Origin of the sequence: Mesorhizobium sp. INR15, from assembly GCF_015500075.1 — a bacterium.
In the GTDB taxonomy this organism is placed as follows: Bacteria; Pseudomonadota; Alphaproteobacteria; order Rhizobiales; family Rhizobiaceae; genus Mesorhizobium.
This window is the reverse complement of sequence record NZ_CP045496.1, coordinates 893,542-913,629: the sequence shown is the minus strand read 5'-3', so window position 1 is coordinate 913,629 and position 20,088 is coordinate 893,542. Positions and strand designations below refer to the sequence as shown.

Annotated in this window: 21 protein-coding genes, 1 tRNA gene and 2 pseudogenes; 18 read left to right on the top strand and 6 right to left on the bottom strand. The window is 64.6% G+C overall.

Annotated features, from left to right (window positions below; translation table 11 throughout):
• Positions 1-121: 121 nt before the first annotated feature.
• The 4 genes from GA829_RS04260 to hrcA all read right to left on the bottom strand — a co-directional run bounded on the left by GA829_RS04260 (position 122) and on the right by hrcA (position 3,727).
• Positions 122-1,468: a sensor histidine kinase gene (locus tag GA829_RS04260; RefSeq protein WP_195177313.1), complete on the bottom strand. Its 1,347-nt coding sequence runs from the start codon at positions 1,466-1,468 to the stop codon at positions 122-124.
• Positions 1,465-2,139 carry a response regulator transcription factor gene (locus tag GA829_RS04255; RefSeq protein ID WP_195177312.1) on the bottom strand — a complete coding sequence of 225 codons (675 nt, stop codon included), beginning with the start codon at positions 2,137-2,139 and terminating at the stop codon, positions 1,465-1,467. The genes GA829_RS04260 and GA829_RS04255 overlap by 4 nt, the downstream gene beginning before the upstream one ends.
• A 199-nt stretch (positions 2,140-2,338) precedes the next feature.
• Positions 2,339-2,536 (bottom strand): hypothetical protein, encoded by a 198-nt coding sequence (locus GA829_RS04250; RefSeq protein WP_195177311.1) that lies wholly within the window; start codon positions 2,534-2,536, stop codon positions 2,339-2,341.
• 93 nt (positions 2,537-2,629) lie between these two features.
• Positions 2,630-3,727: a heat-inducible transcriptional repressor HrcA gene (gene hrcA, locus GA829_RS04245; RefSeq protein WP_195177310.1), complete on the bottom strand. Its 1,098-nt coding sequence runs from the start codon at positions 3,725-3,727 to the stop codon at positions 2,630-2,632.
• A gap of 202 nt (positions 3,728-3,929) precedes the next feature.
• On the opposite strand from hrcA, the gene rph reads away from it, so the two are divergent.
• The 6 genes and pseudogenes from rph to GA829_RS04215 all read left to right on the top strand — a co-directional run.
• Entirely contained in the window at positions 3,930-4,646 is a 717-nt protein-coding gene (rph, locus tag GA829_RS04240) for a ribonuclease PH (RefSeq protein WP_195177309.1), read from the top strand.
• Positions 4,647-4,737: 91 nt separating this feature from the next.
• The gene (locus GA829_RS04235; protein WP_195177308.1) at positions 4,738-5,148 is read left to right on the top strand and encodes a VOC family protein; all 411 of its coding nucleotides are present in this window, start codon (positions 4,738-4,740) and stop codon (positions 5,146-5,148) included.
• Entirely contained in the window at positions 5,148-5,795 is a 648-nt protein-coding gene (rdgB, locus tag GA829_RS04230) for an RdgB/HAM1 family non-canonical purine NTP pyrophosphatase (RefSeq protein ID WP_195177307.1), read from the top strand. Before GA829_RS04235 ends, rdgB begins: the two co-directional genes overlap by 1 nt.
• Positions 5,792-6,970 carry a radical SAM family heme chaperone HemW gene (hemW, locus tag GA829_RS04225; protein WP_195177306.1) on the top strand — a complete coding sequence of 393 codons (1,179 nt, stop codon included), beginning with the start codon at positions 5,792-5,794 and terminating at the stop codon, positions 6,968-6,970. The genes rdgB and hemW overlap by 4 nt, the downstream gene beginning before the upstream one ends.
• A gap of 55 nt (positions 6,971-7,025) precedes the next feature.
• Positions 7,026-7,349 (top strand): low molecular weight protein tyrosine phosphatase family protein, encoded by a 324-nt coding sequence (locus GA829_RS04220; RefSeq protein ID WP_195179519.1) that lies wholly within the window; start codon positions 7,026-7,028, stop codon positions 7,347-7,349.
• A 59-nt stretch (positions 7,350-7,408) separates the two neighbouring features.
• Positions 7,409-7,528 (top strand): annotated as a pseudogene (locus GA829_RS04215) (EamA family transporter); the annotation flags it as partial.
• A gap of 67 nt (positions 7,529-7,595) precedes the next feature.
• Here the strand turns inward: GA829_RS04215 and GA829_RS04210 are convergent.
• A complete protein-coding gene (locus GA829_RS04210) occupies positions 7,596-7,781 on the bottom strand; it encodes a hypothetical protein (protein WP_195177305.1) in 186 nt (61 codons plus the stop codon).
• A 148-nt stretch (positions 7,782-7,929) separates the two neighbouring features.
• Here GA829_RS04210 and rsmI point away from each other — a divergent pair, with 148 nt between their 5' ends.
• Both rsmI and GA829_RS04200 read left to right on the top strand, forming a co-directional pair.
• Positions 7,930-8,856: a 16S rRNA (cytidine(1402)-2'-O)-methyltransferase gene (gene rsmI, locus GA829_RS04205; protein ID WP_195177304.1), complete on the top strand. Its 927-nt coding sequence runs from the start codon at positions 7,930-7,932 to the stop codon at positions 8,854-8,856.
• Positions 8,849-9,225 (top strand): annotated as a pseudogene (locus tag GA829_RS04200) (YraN family protein). The gene rsmI and the pseudogene GA829_RS04200 overlap by 8 nt, the downstream one beginning before the upstream one ends.
• A gap of 105 nt (positions 9,226-9,330) precedes the next feature.
• Here GA829_RS04200 and GA829_RS04195 read toward each other — a convergent pair.
• Entirely contained in the window at positions 9,331-10,137 is an 807-nt protein-coding gene (locus GA829_RS04195; RefSeq protein ID WP_195177303.1) for an undecaprenyl-diphosphate phosphatase, read from the bottom strand.
• 169 nt (positions 10,138-10,306) lie between these two features.
• On the opposite strand from GA829_RS04195, the gene GA829_RS04190 reads away from it, so the two are divergent.
• The 10 genes from GA829_RS04190 to GA829_RS04145 all read left to right on the top strand — a co-directional run bounded on the left by GA829_RS04190 (position 10,307) and on the right by GA829_RS04145 (position 19,956).
• Complete coding sequence (locus GA829_RS04190) at positions 10,307-10,999, top strand: glutathione S-transferase family protein (RefSeq protein ID WP_195177302.1); 693 nt, start codon at positions 10,307-10,309, stop codon at positions 10,997-10,999.
• A complete protein-coding gene (gene queG / locus GA829_RS04185) occupies positions 10,980-12,146 on the top strand; it encodes a tRNA epoxyqueuosine(34) reductase QueG (protein ID WP_195177301.1) in 1,167 nt (388 codons plus the stop codon). Before GA829_RS04190 ends, queG begins: the two co-directional genes overlap by 20 nt.
• Positions 12,143-13,051, top strand: a complete 909-nt coding sequence (locus tag GA829_RS04180; RefSeq protein ID WP_195177300.1) for an SDR family oxidoreductase — start codon at positions 12,143-12,145, stop codon at positions 13,049-13,051. The genes queG and GA829_RS04180 overlap by 4 nt, the downstream gene beginning before the upstream one ends.
• A 61-nt stretch (positions 13,052-13,112) precedes the next feature.
• Positions 13,113-14,195, top strand: coding sequence for a penicillin-insensitive murein endopeptidase (gene mepA, locus GA829_RS04175; RefSeq protein WP_195177299.1), 1,083 nt, complete (start codon positions 13,113-13,115; stop codon positions 14,193-14,195).
• Between the two features lie 329 nt (positions 14,196-14,524).
• Complete coding sequence (locus GA829_RS04170) at positions 14,525-15,565, top strand: glucokinase (RefSeq protein ID WP_195177298.1); 1,041 nt, start codon at positions 14,525-14,527, stop codon at positions 15,563-15,565.
• Positions 15,566-15,644: 79 nt separating this feature from the next.
• Positions 15,645-17,504 carry an ABC transporter ATP-binding protein gene (locus tag GA829_RS04165; RefSeq protein WP_258052143.1) on the top strand — a complete coding sequence of 620 codons (1,860 nt, stop codon included), beginning with the start codon at positions 15,645-15,647 and terminating at the stop codon, positions 17,502-17,504.
• A complete protein-coding gene (gene dapB / locus GA829_RS04160) occupies positions 17,501-18,343 on the top strand; it encodes a 4-hydroxy-tetrahydrodipicolinate reductase (protein ID WP_195177296.1) in 843 nt (280 codons plus the stop codon). Before GA829_RS04165 ends, dapB begins: the two co-directional genes overlap by 4 nt.
• A gap of 36 nt (positions 18,344-18,379) precedes the next feature.
• On the top strand, positions 18,380-19,000 hold the full coding sequence (locus tag GA829_RS04155; RefSeq protein ID WP_195177295.1) for a 2,3-bisphosphoglycerate-dependent phosphoglycerate mutase: 621 nt from the start codon (positions 18,380-18,382) through the stop codon (positions 18,998-19,000).
• 141 nt (positions 19,001-19,141) lie between these two features.
• Positions 19,142-19,226: transfer RNA gene (locus tag GA829_RS04150), tRNA-Leu, on the top strand.
• A gap of 184 nt (positions 19,227-19,410) precedes the next feature.
• Complete coding sequence (locus GA829_RS04145) at positions 19,411-19,956, top strand: cytochrome b (protein ID WP_195177294.1); 546 nt, start codon at positions 19,411-19,413, stop codon at positions 19,954-19,956.
• The last annotated feature ends 132 nt before the right edge of the window (positions 19,957-20,088 follow it).

The following is a 20,088-nucleotide window of genomic DNA, read 5'->3' as shown; positions in this document are numbered from 1 at the left end:
ACCGGTCACCAAGACGAGACCACACCACGAAGAGCAGAAACGGGTCGATCAGCGGAATCGTTCCACGCCACCATCAATTGAGGCGAGATTTCCCCCCGAATTCCAAAGCGCCTCTCGCCGATCAGGCTGCCATGAGCGGCAGCGTGATGCGAAACAATGAGCCGCCGCGCGGGCCATCGGCCACAGAGACCTGGCCGTCATGGCGCCGCACGACTTCGCGCACCAGATGCAGCCCGAGCCCCGCGCCATGGTCGCGCGCCTGCACTCGATAAAACGGCTCGAAAATATGCTCGCGATGCTCGTCAGGAATGCCCGGGCCCTCGTCGCGGACCTCGATGGTGCCGCTGCGTTCCACAGCAATGACAATCTCGCCACGGCCACCGGCATGCTCGATGGCGTTCTGGACGAGATTGGTGACGGCGCGCTGCAGCGAAGCCTGGTCGCCCGCGATCAGCACCGGGTCCTTGCCGGCCTCGTAGGACAGCCGGTAGCCGGCCGCGATGGCGAGCGGCGCCAGCTCGGCGGTTACCGTCATGCCCATCGCCACGAGATCGACCGGGAATGACCGGCGCGGTTCATGGTCGAGCCGCTGCAGGTCGAGCAACTGGTCGGCCATCAGTGACAGGCGCGCGACATCCGCCAGCAGGCGATCCTGGTCCTGCCCGGACGCCAGATCCTCAAGCCGGGTCTGCAGGATGGCGATCGGCGTGCGCAATTCGTGGGCGGCATCGGCCAGGAAGCGTTTGTGCCGGCCATAGCCTTCGTCGAGCCGGTTCAGCGCTTCATTCACCGCCTTGACCAGCGGGGCGACTTCCGCCGGCACGTTGCCGACCGGCAGCCGGGTGCCGCGCTGGTCGATGTCGATGCGCTGCGCGTCGACGGCGATTTCCCTCATGCCGGCAAAGGCGCGCGTGACGATGAGTGGAATGGCGATGAGTGTCACCAGGGCCAGGATCGCGAACTGCGGCAGGATCATCAGCTGCGAGACCACGACAGCGATGTAGGATACGCTCAGCATCTGGCCATTGCCGGCGAGGACCTTGAAGGCGCCGGCCTTGGTGGTGAGCGTCTGGATCACCCCTGAAAGCTCCTCGCCGGCGTCCAGCGCCGTGATTTCTCCAGAGCTGAACTGGTCGAGATGCTCCGCCAGGTGTTTGAAGGCGGACGGAATGGTGCCGCGTGAGATGGACTTGCCGTGGTCATCGACCACCACGAACCAGAAGCCGGGGGCTTCCTTGCCGAGTCCTATCAGCTCGGACGACGGATCCAGCGTCAGTTCTCCCGCCGGGTTGCGTGAAACGGCGTTGGCGACGATCGAGCCGGCGCTGTCGTCCATGATCTTGGCGGGGAGGTTGGCGCGGATGACGATGGTGACGACGCTGGTCATGAGAATGCCGAGCACGATCGCCTGCAGCAAGAGCAGCTGCCAGACCAACCGCCATTTCAGTGAGCGCGCCGGTTTTTTCATGACGCCCGCTTCATCAGGTAGCCGACGCCGCGCACCGGATGGATTTCCACGCCGGCGCCGGCCTCGGTGAGTTTCTTGCGCAGGCGCGACACGTGCGTATCGAGCGCGTTCGACTGGATCTCGTCATCGAAGGAATAGACGGCCTCTTCGAGCACCGAACGAAGCACGGTCCGCCCCCGGCGTTTGGCCAGGGCTTCGAGAACCAGCAATTCCCGCCGCCGCAGCGGCATGACCTGATCCGCGACCATGGCCTGGCGATTGCCGAAATCGAAGGTGAGCTGGCCAAGACGCAACATGTCTTCGGCGATGCCGGAAGGGCGGCGCATCACGGCGCGCAGCCGGGCCAGCAATTCCTCAAGGGCAAATGGTTTGGCCAGATAGTCGTCGGCACCGGTATCGAGGCCGATGACCCTGTCGGCGAGATCGCCTTTGGCCGTCAGCACGATCACCGGCACGGACATGCCGCGCTCGCGCAATTTCGGGAGCAGCGTCAGGCCGTCGCCGTCCGGCAGCTGCCGGTCAAGCAGGATGGCGTCATACTGGAAAGTCTGGACCGCCTCCATGGCCGCGCCGATTGTCATGACGTGGTCGACCAGCATGTCGTGTTTCGCCAGCACCGAGCAGAGCGCGTTCGCCATCTCGCGCTCGTCTTCGACCAACATGATTCGCATAAGTATGTGCTCCGGCTGCCCCCGCCCCAGTCACATCAAGGAGATTGCAGCTACATTGCAGCGGCCGGACATTCCAGTTCGTGGTTCAAACAATGAATGATGCCACGGCGGGGCCGAGGGCTGGCGTGCTGTTTAAATATGAAGATGAGTTCAACCGTGCGCCGTCACCGGTCGGCGCCACATGGGCTGGTGAAATGGATCAGCTTCCCGCAGCGTAAAAATCGTCGTCGAGGCGTTTTTCCAGTTCAACGAGATCCGCCGGCAGCGGCAGGCCCATGGCGCGCATTTCATTCAGCTTCTCGCGCAGCCGTTCCTGCACTTCATGCTGGTCTTCCGGCTGGTTGACCATCTCCTCGAGCAGCAGGCTGATCTGGGCCTTGAACTCTTCGAGCGCCATTGTTTTTCTCCTTGCAGGACAAGCCCTTCGATTCTGGACTGTAGTCCAGGTCGAGATTCAGGTCAGGCCAGCCTCATCTGAATATCGATATACCTATCGCAGCATGCGGGATATCAGCTGCGCGGTATAATCCACCATCGGCACGATACGGGCATAATTGAGCCGGGTCGGGCCGATGACGCCGAGCGCGCCGACGACGCGGGCGTCCTTGTCGCGATAGGGTGCGACCACCAGCGACGAGCCTGACAGCGAAAACAGCTTGTTTTCCGAGCCGATGAAAATGCGCACGCCGGAGCCCTCTTCGGCGAGGTCGAGCAATTGGATCAGCCCGTCCTGCGTCTCCATGTCCTCGAACAGGTGCCGCAACAGCTCGATATCGGCCTGGGCGGTGACGTTTTCGAGCAGATTGGCGCGGCCGCGCACGATAAGCCTGGCAGGCAGGCCGCTGTCCGCCCCGGCCCACACAGCCAACCCCTTCTCGACCAGGTCCTGCGACAGCGTGTCGAGCGCCGCCTTCGTCTCGTCCTTGATGCGGGCGATCTCGATCCGCGCCTCGGCCAGCGTGCGGCCGCGAATATGCGCGTTGAGGAAGTTCGAGGCCTCGTGCAGCTGCGAAACGGTGATGCCGGCCGGCAGGTCGACAACGCGGTTCTCGACGTCGCCGTTCTGCGACACTAGCACAGCCAGCGCCTTGGTCGGCTCGAGCTGGATGAATTCGATGTGCTTCAGCGCCACTTCGTTCTTGGCGGCCAGCACCAGGCCGGCGCCGCGCGACATGCCCGACAGCATCTGGCTGGCCTCGGTCAGCATATGTTCCAGCGTCGCGCCGGAGCCGGAAGCTCGCACTTGCGCTTCGATGGCGCGGCGCTCCTCGTCGGAAAGATCGCCCAGTTCCATGAAGGCGTCGACGAAGAAACGCAGGCCGGCCTGCGTCGGCAGCCGTCCGGCCGAAATGTGCGGGGCGTAGATCAGGCCGAGATGTTCGAGGTCGCTCATCACATTGCGGATGGTCGCCGGCGACAGCGATGATGGCAGGATGCGCGAGAGGCTGCGCGAGCCGACCGGCTCGCCGTCCCGGAGATAGGAATCGACGATGCGCCGAAAAATATCGCGCGAACGCATGTCCAGCGATTGAAGGGCTGGCGGCTGAAGCGCCGACAGCTGCGAACTCGGATCGACGGCCTTGGTCATTCGGTCAAAAAACCTCCAGCCCAAGGTTACAGGCTTCAACCCCCACCACGCAACCCGGCGCCGCACTGCGGTCGCCCGGCATCGCACTGCGGTCACCCGGTGCCGCATCCCGGGAGCGCCCGGTCCATTTTCCTTTGCGCCATGCCTGCCATGCGGCTACAAGCCGGCCACGATTCCGAAAAATGACTGGAAAGAAGCCTGAATGCGCCCCTCCAAACGCCAATTCGACGAAATGCGCGCCATATCCTTCGAGCGCGGTGTCTCCAAGCACGCCGAAGGCTCATGCCTGGTGAAGTTCGGCGACACGCATGTGCTGTGCACGGCGAGCCTTGAGGAAAAGGTGCCGGGCTGGATGCGCAATTCCGGCAAGGGCTGGGTTACGGCGGAATACGGCATGCTGCCGCGCTCGACCGGCGAGCGCATGCGCCGCGAGGCTTCGGCGGGCAAGCAGGGCGGCCGCACACTGGAAATCCAGCGCCTGATCGGCCGTTCCTTGCGTGCGGTCGTCGACCTGCAGGCTCTGGGCGAACAGCAGATCACCGTCGACTGCGACGTCATCCAGGCCGATGGCGGCACCCGCACCGCCTCGATCACCGGCGGCTGGGTGGCGCTGTATGATTGCCTGCGCTGGATGGAAGCGCGGCAGATGGCCAGCGTCGCCAAGGTGCTGAAGGATCATGTCGCGGCGATTTCCTGCGGCATCCATGATGGCCAGCCGGTCATCGACCTGGATTACATTGAGGATTCCTCGGCCGGCACCGACGCCAATTTCGTCATGACCGGCAAGGGCGGCATCGTCGAGATCCAGGGCACCGCCGAGGGCGAGCCCTTCTCGGAAGAGCAGTTCGCATCGCTCATGGGCCTGGCCAAGAAAGGCATCCAGCGCCTGGTCAGCCTGCAGCAGATGGCGGTCGCCTGAGGGCGTTGAACCAGGGAGAGCGCGGCGTCAACGTTGCAAGTGAGCGGTGCAGCAGCCATTTGAGCCGCTGACCAACGGAGTTTTGAAAGCGATGCAGCCCGCCGCGATCCTTGAATCGGCCCTCTACGTCAACGACCTTGCCGCGGCGGAAAGCTTCTACACCGGCGTGCTCGGCCTTGATCTCCTGGGCAAGGTCGAGGGCCGGCATCTTTTCTTCCGCTGCGGCGCCGGTGTCTTGCTCGTCTTCAATGCAGAAGTCACCAAAGTGCCGCCGTCGCCTGACGCCCGGCTGCAGGTGCCGCCGCACGGTACCGTTGGCGAAGGCCATCTCTGCTTTGCCGCCAGCGCGGATGAAATAGTCGGCTGGAAAGCGCATCTGAAAACGCGGAATATAGACATCGAAAGCGAATTTGAGTGGCTGCAAGGTGGCCGTTCGATCTATATCCGCGACCCTTCCGGCAATTCGATCGAATTCGCCGAACCGAGAATCTGGGGCCTTTGATGCACTCACTTGACGGAAAGAAGATCGTCGTTGCCAGCCACAATGCCGGCAAGCTGCGCGAATTCGCCGATCTGATGGCGCCTTTCGGCTTCGAGGCGAAGTCGGCCAAGGACTATGGCCTGCCGGAACCGGACGAGACCGGCACCACGTTCGAGGAAAACGCCTATATCAAGGCTCTCGCGGCGGCGACCGCGACCGGCCTGCCGTCGCTGTCTGACGATTCCGGCCTCTGCGTCGACGCCCTTGATGGCGCACCTGGCGTCTATACCGCCAATTGGGCCGAAACCCCTGATGGCTCGCGCGATTTTGCCATGGCCATGCAGCGCACCGAAGTGGCGCTGCAGGAAGTCGGCGCGGCCGAGCCGGCGCAGCGCAAGGGACGGTTCGTCGCGGTCATCTGCCTGGCTTTCCCCGACGGCGAGGCCGAATATTACCGTGGCGAGGCCGAAGGCACGCTGGTGTGGCCGCCGCGCGGCGGGATTGGCTTCGGCTACGACCCGGTGTTCCTGCCGGATGGCTTCGAAAAAACCTTTGGTGAGATGAGCGCCGAGGAAAAGCATGGCTGGAAGCCGGGCCAGTCAACCGCCTTGTCGCATCGCGCCCGCGCCTTCCAGAAATTCGCCCGCGCCCGGCTTGGCTCGGAATGACCGGGCCCGGCGTGACCATGCCGCTCGACCGTAGCCCGGGTTTCGGCGTCTATGTCCATTGGCCGTTCTGCGCGGCCAAATGCCCGTATTGCGACTTCAACAGCCACGTCCGCCACCAGCCGGTGGATCAGGACCGTTTTGCAGCCGCCTTCGAGGCGGAGCTTGCAACGATGCGAGAACGCACCGGCCCGCGCGAGGTGACCAGCGTGTTCCTCGGCGGCGGCACGCCGTCGCTGATGAAACCCGAGACCGTGGCGCGGGTTCTCGACGCCGTGGCGAAGAACTGGACGGTGCCGGAAGGCATCGAGGTGACACTGGAGGCCAACCCGTCCTCGGTCGAGGCCGAACGGTTTCGCGGCTATCGGGCCGCCGGCGTCAACCGCGTGTCGCTCGGCGTGCAGGCGTTGAACGACAAGGATTTGCGCTTCCTTGGCCGGCTGCACAATGTTTCGGAGGCGCTGCATGCCATCGGCCTGGCGCGCGAGATCTTTCCGCGCCTGTCCTTCGACCTGATCTATGCCCGGCCCGGCCAGACTCCGGAGGCCTGGCAAGGCGAACTCGAACAGGCGATCGGCCATGCCGCCGACCATCTGTCGCTCTATCAGCTGACCATCGAGGAAGGCACGCCGTTCCACGCCCTGCACGCGGCGAAGAAATTCGTCATTCCTGACAATGACCACGCCGCCGATCTCTATGCGCTGACGCAGGAGATCACCTCGGCGCACGGCCTGCCGGCCTACGAGATTTCAAACCACGCCAAGCCGGGCGCCGAAAGCCGGCACAACCTGACCTATTGGCGCTATGGCGAATATGTCGGTGTCGGTCCCGGCGCGCATGGCCGCTTCGTCGAGAACGGCCGCCGCGTGGTGACGATCGCCGAGCGGATGCCGGAAACCTGGGCCAACCTTGTCGAGGCCAAGGGCCATGGTGTCACCGGCGGCGAAATCCTGACGCGTTCCGAAGAGGCCGACGAGTTCCTGCTGATGGGGTTGCGGCTGGCCGAAGGCATCGATCTTTCCCGCTACGAGGCGTTTTCCGGGCGCGGCCTGTCGACGTCACGGCTTTCGGTGCTGCAAGGCGAAGGACTGGTTGCGCCGATCGGGAATTCCAGGCTACGCGCCACGCCCGCCGGCATGATCGTGCTCGATGCGGTGGTTGCGGATCTGGCACGCTAAGCATGATCCCGAAAAATGGAAGCCGGGACGAGATCTTGCTCCACGGAAAAATTCCTTGAAAAACATCCTCTTCGTCTGCAGCCAGAACCGTCTGCGCAGCCCGACCGCCGAGCAGGTGTTTTCGACGCGCCGCGACATCGAGGTCGCCTCCGCCGGCACCAATCATGACGCCGACAACCCGCTGACGCACGAACAGGTCGAGTGGGCGGACATTATTTTCGTGATGGAAAAGACCCACCGCACGAAGCTGCAGAAAAGGTTCAAGGAGAGCCTGAAGGCGGCCAAGGTGATCTGTCTCGACATCCCGGATGACTACGAATTCATGGATCCGGAATTAATTGCGATTCTGAAGGCGCGGGTTTCACGCTATCTGGACTGAATAGCGTTCGCCATTCAATCCTGGGATCCGCGCCTTCGCTCGGAGACGACGAGGGCTCAGGCGTCGTGCTTGTGGCGGTGTTTGGCGCGGCCTTTCTCGGCGAGCGCCTCTCCGGCACGAACTGGCTTGGCGTCGCCCTTGTCGCGGCGGGCGCGGTGCTGGTCGCCTATCGGGTGTGATGGTGGGCGGGCGGTCTTGGTTTCGAGACGGGTGATGAAAATGTCGAAGCGATTGGGCATCGTCCGGTCAGTGCTCCGTCGTGCTGTCGGGTTCGCCTGAAAGCCTGGTGTCCGCAGGCAAGGAGCCCGCGGCCGGCTTTTGGGCCTGGCTTGTTTCGGTTCTGGCAGTCGGGCGCCGCTCCTTCTGCCCGGCAACGCGATTGCGGCCGGCATAATAGGGCTCGAAGGCGTCCTGTATCTTGAGACTGTCCATCCTGTCCTCCTGGGGAATCAGGGGCTAAATCTGCCAAACCCGGTTTCGTTCCCTACTGTGGCGAAGGCATGGCGGCCGCATTACATCGACATCGGCTTTTGCAAGCCGGCCAGCGCCGTGCCAAACAGGGCTGAACGGAGACTGCCTGGTGACCGGCGAAATCGTAAAACGCAGCTATGTGATCGGCCAGACCGAGATACCGGCGCGGCCGCTCGAGCCGGCGCTCTATCTGGTGGCGACGCCGATCGGCAATCTGGCCGACATCACCTTGCGCGCGCTGGAGACCCTGGCCGCCGCCGACATCGTCGCTTGCGAGGACACACGTGTTTCGCGCGTGCTGCTCGACCGCTACGGCATTCGCCGCCGCACCACCGCCTATCACGAACACAATGCCGGCGAGGCCGGGCCCAAGCTGATCGCCGCGCTGGAAGCCGGGCAGAGCGTGGCGCTGATTTCGGATGCCGGTACGCCGCTCATCTCCGATCCCGGCTATCGCCTGGTCGGCGAGGCGCTGGATCGAAGCCTGCGCGTCGTGCCGATCCCCGGCCCGTCAGCCCCGCTCGCCGCGCTGACCGCGTCCGGCCTGCCCTCCGATGCCTTCCTGTTCGCCGGTTTCCTGCCGGTGAAGAACGGGCAGCGGCTGACACGGCTGGCCGCGCTGAAAACCGTGCCGGCGACGCTGATCTTCTTTGAATCGCCACGCCGGCTCGCCGAAACGCTTGTCGCCATGGTCGAAGCGCTCGGCGGCGAGCGCAAAGCCGCGATCGGCCGCGAGCTGACCAAGACCTTCGAGGAAATGCGCACCGGCACGCTCCAGGTCCTCGCTGACCACTACGCAGCGGCCGACACGCCGAAGGGCGAGATCGTCATCTGCGTCGGGCCCGCCGAGGCCAAGGCCGACGAACCTGAAGACATCGACCGGCTTTTGCTGTCGCTCGCCGCCGAAATGCCGGCCTCCAAGGCGGCCTCCGAGGCGGCGAAAATGACCGGCGGCCAGAAACAGGCGCTTTACCGGCGCCTGCTCGAACTCAAGGACGCCAAGGAACCCGACGGCTCGGAAGGCGGCGGTGGCTGAGCGTCCTGCGGCCAGCCGCCAAAAGGCCTATCGGCGCGGCCATCGCGGCGAATGGCTGGCGGCGGTGGCGCTGATGCTGAAAGGCTACCGGATTCTCGCCCGCCGCTACCGCACGCGGTCCGGCGAGATCGACCTGATCGCAAGGCGTGGCGACCTGGTTCTGTTCGTCGAGGTCAAGGCCCGCCGCACGCTGATCGAAGCCGTGGAAGCGATAGGTCACGACTCGGAACGCCGCATCGAGGGCGCCGCCGACCTCTGGCTGTCGCGCCAGCCGGATTATGGACGGCTGTCGGCGCGTTTCGACATGGTGGCGGTTCTGCCCTGGCGTGGCCGGTGCATGTCGAGAATGCGTTTTACGGGCGGAATTGATGGCGGTTCCAGGAAGCGGCGGGCAGCTCGCCCTTCGCAGGCTCAGGGCGTTCGTCGCTCGGAAAGCCAAGCAATTGGCTTTCCGTCCGCTTCGCGGACCGCTCCTCACCCCCAGATAAACAGCGCTATCAGCCCGACCGTCCCGACCACCAGCCGCCACCAGCCGAACAGCGAATAGCCGCGCTGCGAGACGTAGTCGAGCAGGAAGCGCACGACGACGAGCGCGGTGACGAAGGCGGCGACGAAGCCGATGGCGATGATCGGCAGGTCGGCGCTGGTCAGCACGTTGCGGTTCTTGAACAGGTCGAAGGCGAAGGCGCCGACCATGGTCGGCATGGCGAGGAAGAAGGAGAATTCCGCCGCCGCCCGCTTGTCGACACCAAGCAGCAGGGCGCCGACGATCGTCGACCCCGAGCGCGAGGTGCCGGGGATCAGCGACAGGCACTGGAAAAGACCGATCTGCAGGTAAAGCCGGGTCGGGAAGCGCTCGACGTCGCGATAGACCGGCTTGAGATTCATGCGGTCGACGACCAGCAACACCACGCCGCCGATGATCAGCATGATGCAGATCAGCCTTGGCGATTCGAACAGCACCGTCTTGATGAAATCATGCGCCAGCGCACCGATGATGGCGGCGGGCAGGAAGGCGATGAGGATGCCGAGGACGAAATGCCGCGTCAGCCGGTCATGCGGCAGGTCGATCAGCATCTGCCACAGGCGGCGGAAATAGACAGTCAGGATCGCCAGGATGGCGCCGAGCTGGATCAGGATCTCGAAGGCCTTGCCCGTCGAGTGGAAGCCGAGAAAATGGCCGGCCAGCAGGATATGGCCTGTCGAAGAGACCGGAATGAACTCGGTCAGGCCCTCCAGCAGGCCGAGCAGCAAGGCTTCGACGATGGTCTGGCTTTCCATGGCTACCTCGGCATTCGAGTGACGGCTAACAGAAGGGCTTGCAAAAAGGGCTCGCTTGTCACGGCGCTGAAGTCCCCCTATAGGTCGCAACACCATGACGGCCCGCTAACCGGGCGGCCAAGACTTACCGGCGCCGCTGGCGATTCGCCAGTGCTAGTATCGCGGAACCATGCTGACGCTTTTCCATCACCCCATGTTCGCCACCTGCCGCTTCGTCCGCCTTGCCTTTGGCGAGTACGGCGAGGAGCTGGCGCTGGTCGAAGAAAAACCGTGGACGCGGCGCAAGGAATTCCTGGCGCTGAACCCGGCTGGAACCTTGCCGATCCTGCTGGCCGAAGGCGACGTACCGATCGTCGGCGCCATGGTGATCGCCGAATATCTCGATGAGACGCGCGGCGTGCTGAAGCGCGACAAGCGGCTGTTTGCCGAGGATCCGATGCAGCGCGCCGAGATCCGCCGGCTGACCGACTGGTATCTCAACAAGGCCGAAAGCGAAGTGACCAGGCATCTGGTTCGCGAGCGCGTGCTGAAGCCGGTCATGCCGGAAACCGCCGGCGGGGGCTCGCCCGACTCGGGCGCGATCCGTGCGGCGCGCGCCAACATCCGCCAGCACATGAAATACACCAACTGGCTGGCCGGCACCCGCCATTGGCTGGCCGGCCCGAGGGTCACCTATGCCGATCTCGCGGCGGCGGCGACGCTGTCGGTGCTAGATTATCTCGGCGAGATCGACTGGCGCGAGCACACCGCCGCGCGCGAATGGTACACGCGGGTGAAGTCGCGGCCCTCCTTCCGGCCGCTGCTGAGCGACCGGGTGCGTGGCCTGTCGCCGGTGTCGCATTATGCGGACCTTGACTTCTGACGCCGCCAAACTGCGCGCGCTGATCGACCGCGAGGCGCGTCGCGCCGGCTTTTGCGCTGTCGCCGTCACCACACCAGATGCGATCCCGCAGGCACCAGCCCGGCTGGCCGAGTTCGTCGCCGACGGTTTTCATGGCTCGATGGCGTGGATCGCCGAGACGCTCGAGCGCCGAAGCGAGCCGGCGGCGCTATGGCCGCAAGTGCGTTCAATCATCGTGCTGGCGATGAATTATGGCCCCGACCACGATCCGCGCGCTGTACTGGCCAAGCCCGACCGCGCCGCCATCTCGGTCTATGCCCAGAACCGCGACTATCATGACGTGATCAAGGGCCGGCTGAAGGAGATCGCCGGCAAGATCGTGGCGCGCGCCGGCGGCGATGTGAAAGTCTTCGTCGACACGGCGCCGGTCATGGAAAAGCCGCTCGCCGAAGCCGCCGGTCTCGGCTGGCAAGGCAAGCACACCAACCTGGTCAGCCGCGAGCACGGCTCCTGGCTGTTTCTGGGCACCATCTTCACCACCGCCGGACTTGTGCCCGACACCAGGGAGGCCGACCATTGCGGCTCCTGCCGCGCCTGCCTCGATGCCTGTCCGACCGATGCGTTTCCGGCGCCCTACCGGCTCGATGCGCGGCGCTGCATTTCCTATCTCACCATCGAGAACAAGGGGCCGATCCCGCACGAATTCCGCGAAAAGATCGGCAACCGCATCTATGGCTGCGACGATTGCCTCGCCGCGTGCCCATGGAACAAGTTCGCCCAGGCGGCGTCCGAGGCAAAGCTTGCCGCACGCGATGATTTGCGCGAGCCGACCCTGCTTGAACTGTTGCGCCTCGATGATGCGGCCTTCCGGGTTTTGTTCTCAGGGTCTCCGGTCAAGCGCATCGGCCGCGATCGTTTCGTCCGCAACGTGCTGATTGCCGCCGGCAATTCTGGACAAGCCTCGCTTGCCCCTGATGTGCGTGCCTTGCTTCAGGACGTCTCGCCTTTGGTGCGCGGTGCTGCGATATGGGCGCTGTCACGGCTTGTCCCGGGCACCGAATTCAGCGAGAGCGCGGCAGGCGGGCTGAAGACAGAGCGCGACGAGGCCGTGCGCGATGAATGGCGGCTGGCGCTGCCGAAACCAGGTCCAGTCGGGGCGCATGCATGAGTGACAAGCATATCTTCATCTTCGGCGCCGGCTATTCCGGCAAGGCATTTGCCGGCGCCAATGCACAGCCAGGCAACGCCATTGTCGGCACGACGCGCTCGCCGGACAAGTTCGAGGCCTTGCGCCAGGCCGACATCGCGCCAATGCTTTTCGATGGCGCGCTCAGCGCCGAAATCGGCGCCGCGCTGCGCAAAACCACTCACCTGGTGATTTCCATCGCCCCTGACGAGGCGGGCGATCCGGTGCTGAATGCCGCGCGCGACGTGATCACGGCCCACATGCCGGCGCTCGAATGGATCGGCTATCTCTCTACCGTCGGCGTCTATGGCGACCATGGCGGTGCATGGGTCGATGAGACCGCCGCATGCCGGCCGGTGTCAAAACGCTCGGTGATACGCGTCGCCGCCGAGCAGGAATGGCTGAACCTGGGGGGTTCTATCGGCCGGCCGGTGGCGGTGCTGCGCCTGTCCGGCATCTATGGGCCGGGCCGCAATACGCTGGTCAATCTGGAAAACGGCACCGCGCGGCGGCTGGTCAAGCCGGACCAAGTGTTCAACCGCATCCACTGCGACGACATCGCGGGCGCGCTCTGGCAGCTGATCGGGGGCAATACGGGCGGCATTTTCAACGTCACCGACGATCTGCCGGCGCCGCCGCAGGATGTCGTCACCTACGCCGCCGCGCTGATGGGCATAGAGCCGCCGGCGGAAATTCCTTTCGTCGCCGCCCAACTTTCGCCCATGGCGCGGTCCTTCTATGGCGAGAACAAGCGTGTCGGCAACGCGGCGATCAAGGCGGCGGGCTATCGTTTTCGCTTTTCCGACTACCGCGCCGCCTTCGACCACATGTGGGCAAGCGGCGGCTGGCGCGATGGCGAGCCGCGCAGTCCGATGAAGCGCTCTTGATCGAACTGTCGTGCGTTGCATGGTATGATTCGGGGCCTTGGATGCGGAGGGGTGCGGTTTCATGAAGTCATTGACGCGATCGCGCCCGGGCAAGAACCCGCTCCTGGCGGCAGCGCTTGGCCTGCTCGCCCTGGCCGTGCAGCCGGCATCGGCCGAGGAACGGGCCAAGGACCTGTTCGGCGCCGAGAAACTGCCGGCGGCGACATCGGCGCAATCGATCGGTTTCTATTCCAAGGGCTGTTTTGCCGGCGGCGTCGCCATACCCATGGACGGCCCGACCTGGGAAGTGATGCGGCCCTCGCGCAATCGGCGCTGGGGTCATCCGGCGATGATCGCGCTGATCGAAAAACTGTCGCGCGACGCCGTCGCTGTTGGCTGGCCGGGCCTGTTGATCGGCGATATCGCACAGCCGCGCGGCGGGCCGATGCTGACGGGACATGCCTCGCACCAGATCGGTCTCGACGCCGACATCTGGCTGACGCCGATGCCCAGCCGCCCGCTGTCGATGGCGCAGCGTGAATCGATAAGCGCCACCTTGATGGTCGATGAGAAGACCCACCTGGTAAAGGACGCGCTGTGGACATCGGCGCACATGCGGCTGCTCAAACAGGCGGCCAGCTATCCCGAGGTCGAGCGTATTCTGGTCAACCCAGGCATCAAGAAGAAGCTCTGCGACACCGTCAAGGGCGACCGAACCTGGCTGCGCAAGATCCGGCCTTTCTGGGGCCACGACTATCATTTCCACATGCGCATCGGCTGCCAGCCGGGCTCGCCCAACTGCAAGGGACAGGAAGCCACACCGGCGGACGACGGCTGCGGCAAGCCGCTGGCCTGGTGGTTCACCGAGGAGCCATGGCGTCCCAACAAGAACCCGGATGCGCCGAAGGCTCGCGATGTGATGACGATGGCGAACCTGCCCAAGGAGTGCCGGGCCGTCCTCGAAGCGCCAGCCCCGGCTTCGGCCGAAGCCGCCACCTATCACGGCGGCGGCGTGCCGGTCGCGGTGGCGCCGGCGCTGGAGACAGAGCCCGCGCCGGCGGCAACCACGGCCAGCGGCGCGAACGCCTTGCCATCCTCGCTCAACGCCTTCACCGCCACCCCGGAGATCGGCGTGCCGGTACCGAGGCCACGGCCCGGAAACTGACGCCAATTTCAGCTGCCGAACTGGACATGCGTTAAACGCCGGAGTCAGCGCTGCCCCTCATCGCCCTGCCGGGCACTTCTCCCCGTATAGTGACGGGGAGAAGGGGGTTCGCCGCAGCCTTGGCGCTATTCCAGCAAACGCTGGTGATTGGCGAAATCCTTGATGAGAGCGCCCCTCTCTCCGTCACTATACGGGGAGAGGATGCCGGCAGGCAGGTGAGGGGCAGCACAAACACTGGATAGTAAAGGCGAACTGACGCTTCCCCTTTCCGGGGGCATGCGCTAGTCAACGACAAAAGCAGCAAGACACTGCCAAAAACAGGGACGAGCATGTCAAGCGACAACGACACTTTGTTGCGGTTCCCGATCCTGATCGGCGACATTGGCGGCACCAATGCGCGGTTCTCGATCGTGCTCGACGCGAATTCCGAGGCCGGCGAGCCGACCATCGTCCAGACCGCCAACTACAACACCATCGACGACGCGATCCAGGCGGCGGTGCTCGACCGCTCGTCGATCCGTCCCAATTCCGCCGTGCTGGCGGTGGCCGGCCCGGTCGACAGCGACGAGATCGAACTCACCAATTGCCCCTGGGTCGTCAGGCCGAAGCAGATGTTCGCCAACCTGGGCTTGAGCGACATCGTCGTGCTCAATGATTTCGAGGCGCAGGCGCTGGCCGTCGTCGCGCTTGGCGAAGAGCATATGGAAAAGATCGGCGGCGGCACGCCGGAGCCCAATGCCGGGCGGGTCGTGCTTGGCCCCGGAACCGGTCTCGGCGTCGCCGGCCTGGTCTATGCCTTGAACCACTGGATTCCGGTGCCGGGCGAAGGCGGCCATATGGACATCGGCCCGCGCACGCCGCGCGATTTCGCGGTTTTCCCGCATATCGAGAAGCTTGAAGGCCGCATTTCAGGCGAGCAGATCCTGTGCGGGCGCGGCCTGGTCAACGTCTACCGGGCGGTGGCCAAGGTCGACGGCAAGCCGTCGCCCTTCACCACCCCGGCCGAAGTCACCGCTGCGGCCCTGGCAAAGACCGATCCGGTTGCGCAAGAGGCGCTTGAGCTGTTCGTTACTTGCCTTGGCCGCACCGCCGGCGACCTTGCGCTGGTGTTCATGAGCCGTGGCGGCGTGTTTCTCACCGGCGGCATCGCGCAGAAAATCGTGCCGGCGCTGAAGGCCGGCAATTTCCGCGCCGCCTTCGAGGACAAGGCGCCGCATAGCGAGCTGATGCGCACCATGCCGGTCTATGTCATCACCCATCCGCTCGCGGCACTCCTCGGCCTCGCGGCCTATGCCCGGAACCCCTCGCTGTTCGGCGTTCAGACGGCCGGTCGGCGCTGGCGCGACGAAGTTAGTCATCCCAAGGCATAGGCAAGCCGGTCTCATGGCGCTAAGAGGGAGGCCAGATTCAGCCTGCCTGACGAAGCGGAAACCACGAAGCGCTCCCGATTTGACCCTTCAGACTTCAAACCAGCAGAAGCCCCGGGCGGGTGAGATCGTGGCGGTGGTGCGCCGCATCGTCACCGAGAACAGCCGCGAATACCGCGCATCCTACGTCTTCGCGATCCTCTGTCTGGCGGTTGTGGCGGGAACGACCGCCTTCACCGCATGGATCATGAAGGATGTCGTCAACGAGATATTCTATGAACGGCGCGGCGACCTGATCCCGTGGATCTGTGCTGCGATCCTCGGTGCATTCATCCTGCGGGGCCTTGCCGGGTATGGCCAGGCGGTGACCCTGGCCAAGATCGGCAACAATCTGGTCGCACGCTACCAGAGGCGCATCTTCGATCACTTGATGAAACTCGGCGTCGGCTTCTTCAACGACACGCGTTCAGGCCGGCTGGCCGCGCAGGTCAACGAGAACGTCAACGGCATCCGCGATCTTCTGTCGATGACGCTGACATCGATCGCGCGCGACGCCGTGTCGCTGATCGCTCTGCTCGGCGTCATGCTCTGGCAGGACCCGTTGCTGTCGGCCATGGCGCTGCTTATCGGACCGCCGCTGATCTACACGGTCAGCTATCTGATGCGCCGGGTGCGGCGCATCACGCGGGAATCGGTGCAGATCAACTCGCGGCTGATCGGCGCCATGCAGGAAGCCACGCAAGGCATCACTGTCGTCAAGGCCTTCACCATGGAGGACGAGCTGTCGCGACGCGTCAGCAAGCTGGCCGACGATGCGCAGCAGCGGGCCAACAAGATCGCCAAGGTTTCGGAAAGGCTGACGCCCGTCACCGAGCTTCTGGGCGGTTTCGCCTTCGCCGGCGTCATCGCCTATTCCGGCTACAGGGCAACCGTGCTTGGCGAGCCGCCTGGCGCGGTGTTTTCCTTCATCACCGCGCTGACCCTGGCCTACGACCCCGCCAGGCGGCTGGCGCGCATGCAGGTCGGCATGGAACGCGCCTTGGTCAACGCCCGCATGATCTACGAACTGCTCGATCTCGAGCCGCAGCAAAGCGATGCGGCGGGCGCGGCGAAAGCGAATTTCACCAGCGGCGAAGTGCGCTTCAACAACGTCTCGTTCCGTTATGTCGAGGAAGCGCCGGTCCTGCAGGATCTGAGCTTCACCGCCGCCGCCGGCAAGATGACCGCCATCGTCGGCGCGTCGGGCGCCGGCAAGACGACGCTAGTGGCGCTGCTGCAGCGCTTCTACGATCTCGAGGCCGGCAGCATCGAGATCGACGGCCAGGACATTTCGAAACTCACCAAGCAGTCGCTACGCAATTCCATCGCCTACGTCTCGCAGCAGCCCTATCTGTTCGAAGGCAGCATCCGCGACAACATCCGCTATGGCCGGCCAAGCGCTACCGATGCCGAGATCGAGCAGGCCGCACGGCAAGCCGAGGCCGACCGCTTCATCCGCCAGCAACCGCAGGGCTACGACACGGCGGTGGGCGAAAACGGCGCGACGCTGTCCGGCGGCCAGCGCCAGCGCGTGTCGATCGCCCGCGCCATTGTCCGTCAGGCGCCCATCCTGTTGCTCGATGAAGCGACCTCGGCGCTCGACAACGAGGCGGAAGCGCGCGTGCAGGAGGCGTTGACCCATGTCATGCAAGGGCGCACGACCATCGTCATCGCGCACCGGCTGTCGACCGTGGTCAATGCCGACCACATCGTCGTCATGGAACAGGGCCGGTTGGTCGAAGAGGGCACCCACGCCTCGCTGATGGCCGACCCGCACAGCGTCTATGCCCGCTTCCACCGCGTGCAGGGCGTCAAGGGCCTGGGGCTTGTCGACGACGCCGCGCCGCGCCAGACTTCGCCGCAAGACAGTGGCGCGGACATCGTCGTCGGGGAAAACACATGAGCGAGAAGCCGGCCGGAGACATGGGCGCCGTTGATATGGGCCTTGTCGTGGTGGGTGCCGCCGGCCGCATGGGCCAGGCGCTGATCCGCGCCATTCACACCATTCCCGGTGCCCGCGTCGTCGGCGCGGTCGAACGCGCCGGCTCGCCTTATCTCGGCAAGGATGCCGGCGAACTGGCCGGTGTCGGTGCGATCAACGTTGCGATCGGCGACGACCCGCTGCCGGTTTTCGCCAAGGCCGACGGCGTGCTCGATTTCACCACGCCGGCATCGACCGTAGAGTTCGCCGGCTACGCCGCGCAGGCGCGCATCGCCCATGTCATCGGCACCACCGGCTGTTCGGTGCAAGACAACGAGAAGATCGCGGCGGCGGCGCGCCATGCGACCATCGTCAAGTCAGGCAATATGAGCCTCGGCGTCAATCTGCTGGCGGTGCTGGTGGAGCAGGCGGCGCGCGCGCTAGACGCCGAGGATTTCGACATCGAAATCCTCGAAATGCATCACAAGCACAAGGTCGACGCGCCGTCCGGCACGGCACTGCTGCTCGGCGAGGCGGCAGCCGCCGGTCGCGGCATCGCGCTCGCCGGCAACGATGTCCGCTCGCGCGACGGTCATACAGGCGTGCGCAAGACCGGCTCGATCGGTTTCGCCGCGCTGCGCGGCGGCTCGGTGGTCGGCGATCACAGCGTCATCCTGGCCGGTACCGGCGAACGCATCACCTTGTCGCACCACGCCGAGGACCGCGCCATCTTCGCCCGAGGCGCCGTCAAGGCAGCACTTTGGGCGCGCGCGAAAAAGCCGGGACTGTATTCGATGCGGGACGTGCTTGGGCTCGCCTGAGACGGCCTGATTTCCTTAAAACCCGAAGGAGCAAACATGTCGAGAACCCTCGTGCTCGTGCGCCACGGCCAGAGCGAATGGAACCTGAAGAACCTGTTCACCGGCTGGCGTGACGTCGACCTGACCGAGCAGGGCCACGCCGAGGCCAAGGCCGCCGGCCAGAAACTCAAGGCGCGCGGCCTGAAATTCGACATCGCCTTCACCTCGGCGTTGATCCGGGCACAGAAAACCTGCCAGCACATTCTCGACGCCGTCGGCCAGAGCGATCTGAAAACCATCCGCGACCAGGCGCTGAACGAACGCGACTACGGCGACCTCTCCGGTCTCAACAAGGACGATGCCCGTGAGAAGTGGGGCGAGGAACAGGTTCATGTCTGGCGCCGCTCCTACGACGTGCCGCCGCCCGCCGGCGAGAGCCTGAAGGACACCGGCGCGCGCGTCTGGCCCTACTACCTGCACGACCTGCAGCCGCATGTGCTGCGCGGTGGCACCGTGCTGGTCGCCGCCCACGGCAATTCGCTGCGCGCGCTGATCATGGCGCTGGACGGCAAGTCGGGCGAGGAGATCGTCAAGCTGGAACTCGGCACCGGCGTGCCGGTGATTTACCAGCTCAACGCCGATTCGACCGTGGCTTCCAAGGAAGTGCTGGAGGGCTGACGGTCCCTAAGCCGGCAAGCCACTGGCGCCACTCTCGCCTGAGCATGATCTTTTCCGAAAGCCGGTTTCCACCTTTCGGGATCATGCTCCAAAAAAGCGCGTTGACAGCCATCGCTTGCCCGCTTACATGAGCCCGCACCAGCCCAGATGGCGGAATTGGTAGACGCGCACGGTTCAGGTCCGTGTTCCGCAAGGAGTGGAGGTTCGAGTCCTCTTCTGGGCACCATATTTTCCCGTTTCGAACCATTCGATCCGGTTCAGAAACCCAAAGAAAAAGCCCGGTTCGTCCGGGCTTTTTCTTTGTTCGACGCATCGCTGCCTGGCTCGACGCGGCCAAAAGGACCACTGTCCAGACAAAGCTTTGACATGATCGCGGCTAGGTTAGGAGCATTCCAAACCGGAAGGCTCGAATGAAACCCACCTATACAGGCGCGCAAAAGGCTATTCACTGGGCGGTGTTTCTGCTGGTCATCGGCCTCTATGGCTTGACCTACGTGGCGGACATTTTCCCGCGCGGCGACCCTGGCCGTGCACTCGTCTGGTGGTTCCATATTTCGTTTGGCATGTTGCTGTTCGTGCTGGTCGCCATCCGCCTCGGCCTGCGCCTCACTTTGGGGGCGCCCGGAGTGCCGCAAGAAATGCCGGAGGTGGAACGATGGGCGGCCAAGGTCACGCATCTGCTGTTCTACGCGCTGCTGGTGACCATTCCGGTCCTTGGCATCCTGCTCACCTGGTACAGGGGCGATGCCCTGAGCTTCTTTGGTCTGTTTACCATTCCGGCCCCGATTTCTCCCGACAGCGCCACGGCACGGTCCATCAGGGAGCTGCACAGCCTGTGCGCCAATCTTATCCTCATCCTTGCCGGGCTGCATGCCGCGGCGGCGCTGTGGCATCATTTCATCCGCAAGGATGATGTGCTGAAGCGGATGCTGCCGGAGACCGGGGCAGGCTCCTGAGCGTTGGCGGTCAGCTGAGCCGATCTTGGGCAGCGCCGCGCGACGCCTCAAGTCTTCACGGATCTGGTCATCCCGACACGACGGCCTGATGGCCGTCAGCAACCTCGCCTCCCGGCTAGGCCTCGAACAAAC

Bases quoted from the DNA above. Each gene is read 5' to 3' on its own strand.
- GA829_RS04260 (WP_195177313.1), bottom strand. From the start codon at position 1,468: ATGAAAAAACCGGCGCGCTCACTGAAATGGCGGTTGGTCTGGCAGCTG.
- GA829_RS04255 (WP_195177312.1), bottom strand. From the start codon at position 2,139: ATGCGAATCATGTTGGTCGAAGACGAGCGCGAGATGGCGAACGCGCTC.
- GA829_RS04250 (WP_195177311.1), bottom strand. From the start codon at position 2,536: ATGGCGCTCGAAGAGTTCAAGGCCCAGATCAGCCTGCTGCTCGAGGAG.
- hrcA (WP_195177310.1), bottom strand. From the start codon at position 3,727: ATGACCAAGGCCGTCGATCCGAGTTCGCAGCTGTCGGCGCTTCAGCCG.
- rph (WP_195177309.1), top strand. From the start codon at position 3,930: ATGCGCCCCTCCAAACGCCAATTCGACGAAATGCGCGCCATATCCTTC.
- GA829_RS04235 (WP_195177308.1), top strand. From the start codon at position 4,738: ATGCAGCCCGCCGCGATCCTTGAATCGGCCCTCTACGTCAACGACCTT.
- rdgB (WP_195177307.1), top strand. From the start codon at position 5,148: ATGCACTCACTTGACGGAAAGAAGATCGTCGTTGCCAGCCACAATGCC.
- hemW (WP_195177306.1), top strand. From the start codon at position 5,792: ATGACCGGGCCCGGCGTGACCATGCCGCTCGACCGTAGCCCGGGTTTC.
- GA829_RS04210 (WP_195177305.1), bottom strand. From the start codon at position 7,781: ATGGACAGTCTCAAGATACAGGACGCCTTCGAGCCCTATTATGCCGGC.
- GA829_RS04195 (WP_195177303.1), bottom strand. From the start codon at position 10,137: ATGGAAAGCCAGACCATCGTCGAAGCCTTGCTGCTCGGCCTGCTGGAG.
- GA829_RS04190 (WP_195177302.1), top strand. From the start codon at position 10,307: ATGCTGACGCTTTTCCATCACCCCATGTTCGCCACCTGCCGCTTCGTC.
- queG (WP_195177301.1), top strand. From the start codon at position 10,980: ATGCGGACCTTGACTTCTGACGCCGCCAAACTGCGCGCGCTGATCGAC.
- GA829_RS04180 (WP_195177300.1), top strand. From the start codon at position 12,143: ATGAGTGACAAGCATATCTTCATCTTCGGCGCCGGCTATTCCGGCAAG.
- mepA (WP_195177299.1), top strand. From the start codon at position 13,113: ATGAAGTCATTGACGCGATCGCGCCCGGGCAAGAACCCGCTCCTGGCG.
- GA829_RS04170 (WP_195177298.1), top strand. From the start codon at position 14,525: ATGTCAAGCGACAACGACACTTTGTTGCGGTTCCCGATCCTGATCGGC.
- dapB (WP_195177296.1), top strand. From the start codon at position 17,501: ATGAGCGAGAAGCCGGCCGGAGACATGGGCGCCGTTGATATGGGCCTT.
- GA829_RS04155 (WP_195177295.1), top strand. From the start codon at position 18,380: ATGTCGAGAACCCTCGTGCTCGTGCGCCACGGCCAGAGCGAATGGAAC.
- GA829_RS04145 (WP_195177294.1), top strand. From the start codon at position 19,411: ATGAAACCCACCTATACAGGCGCGCAAAAGGCTATTCACTGGGCGGTG.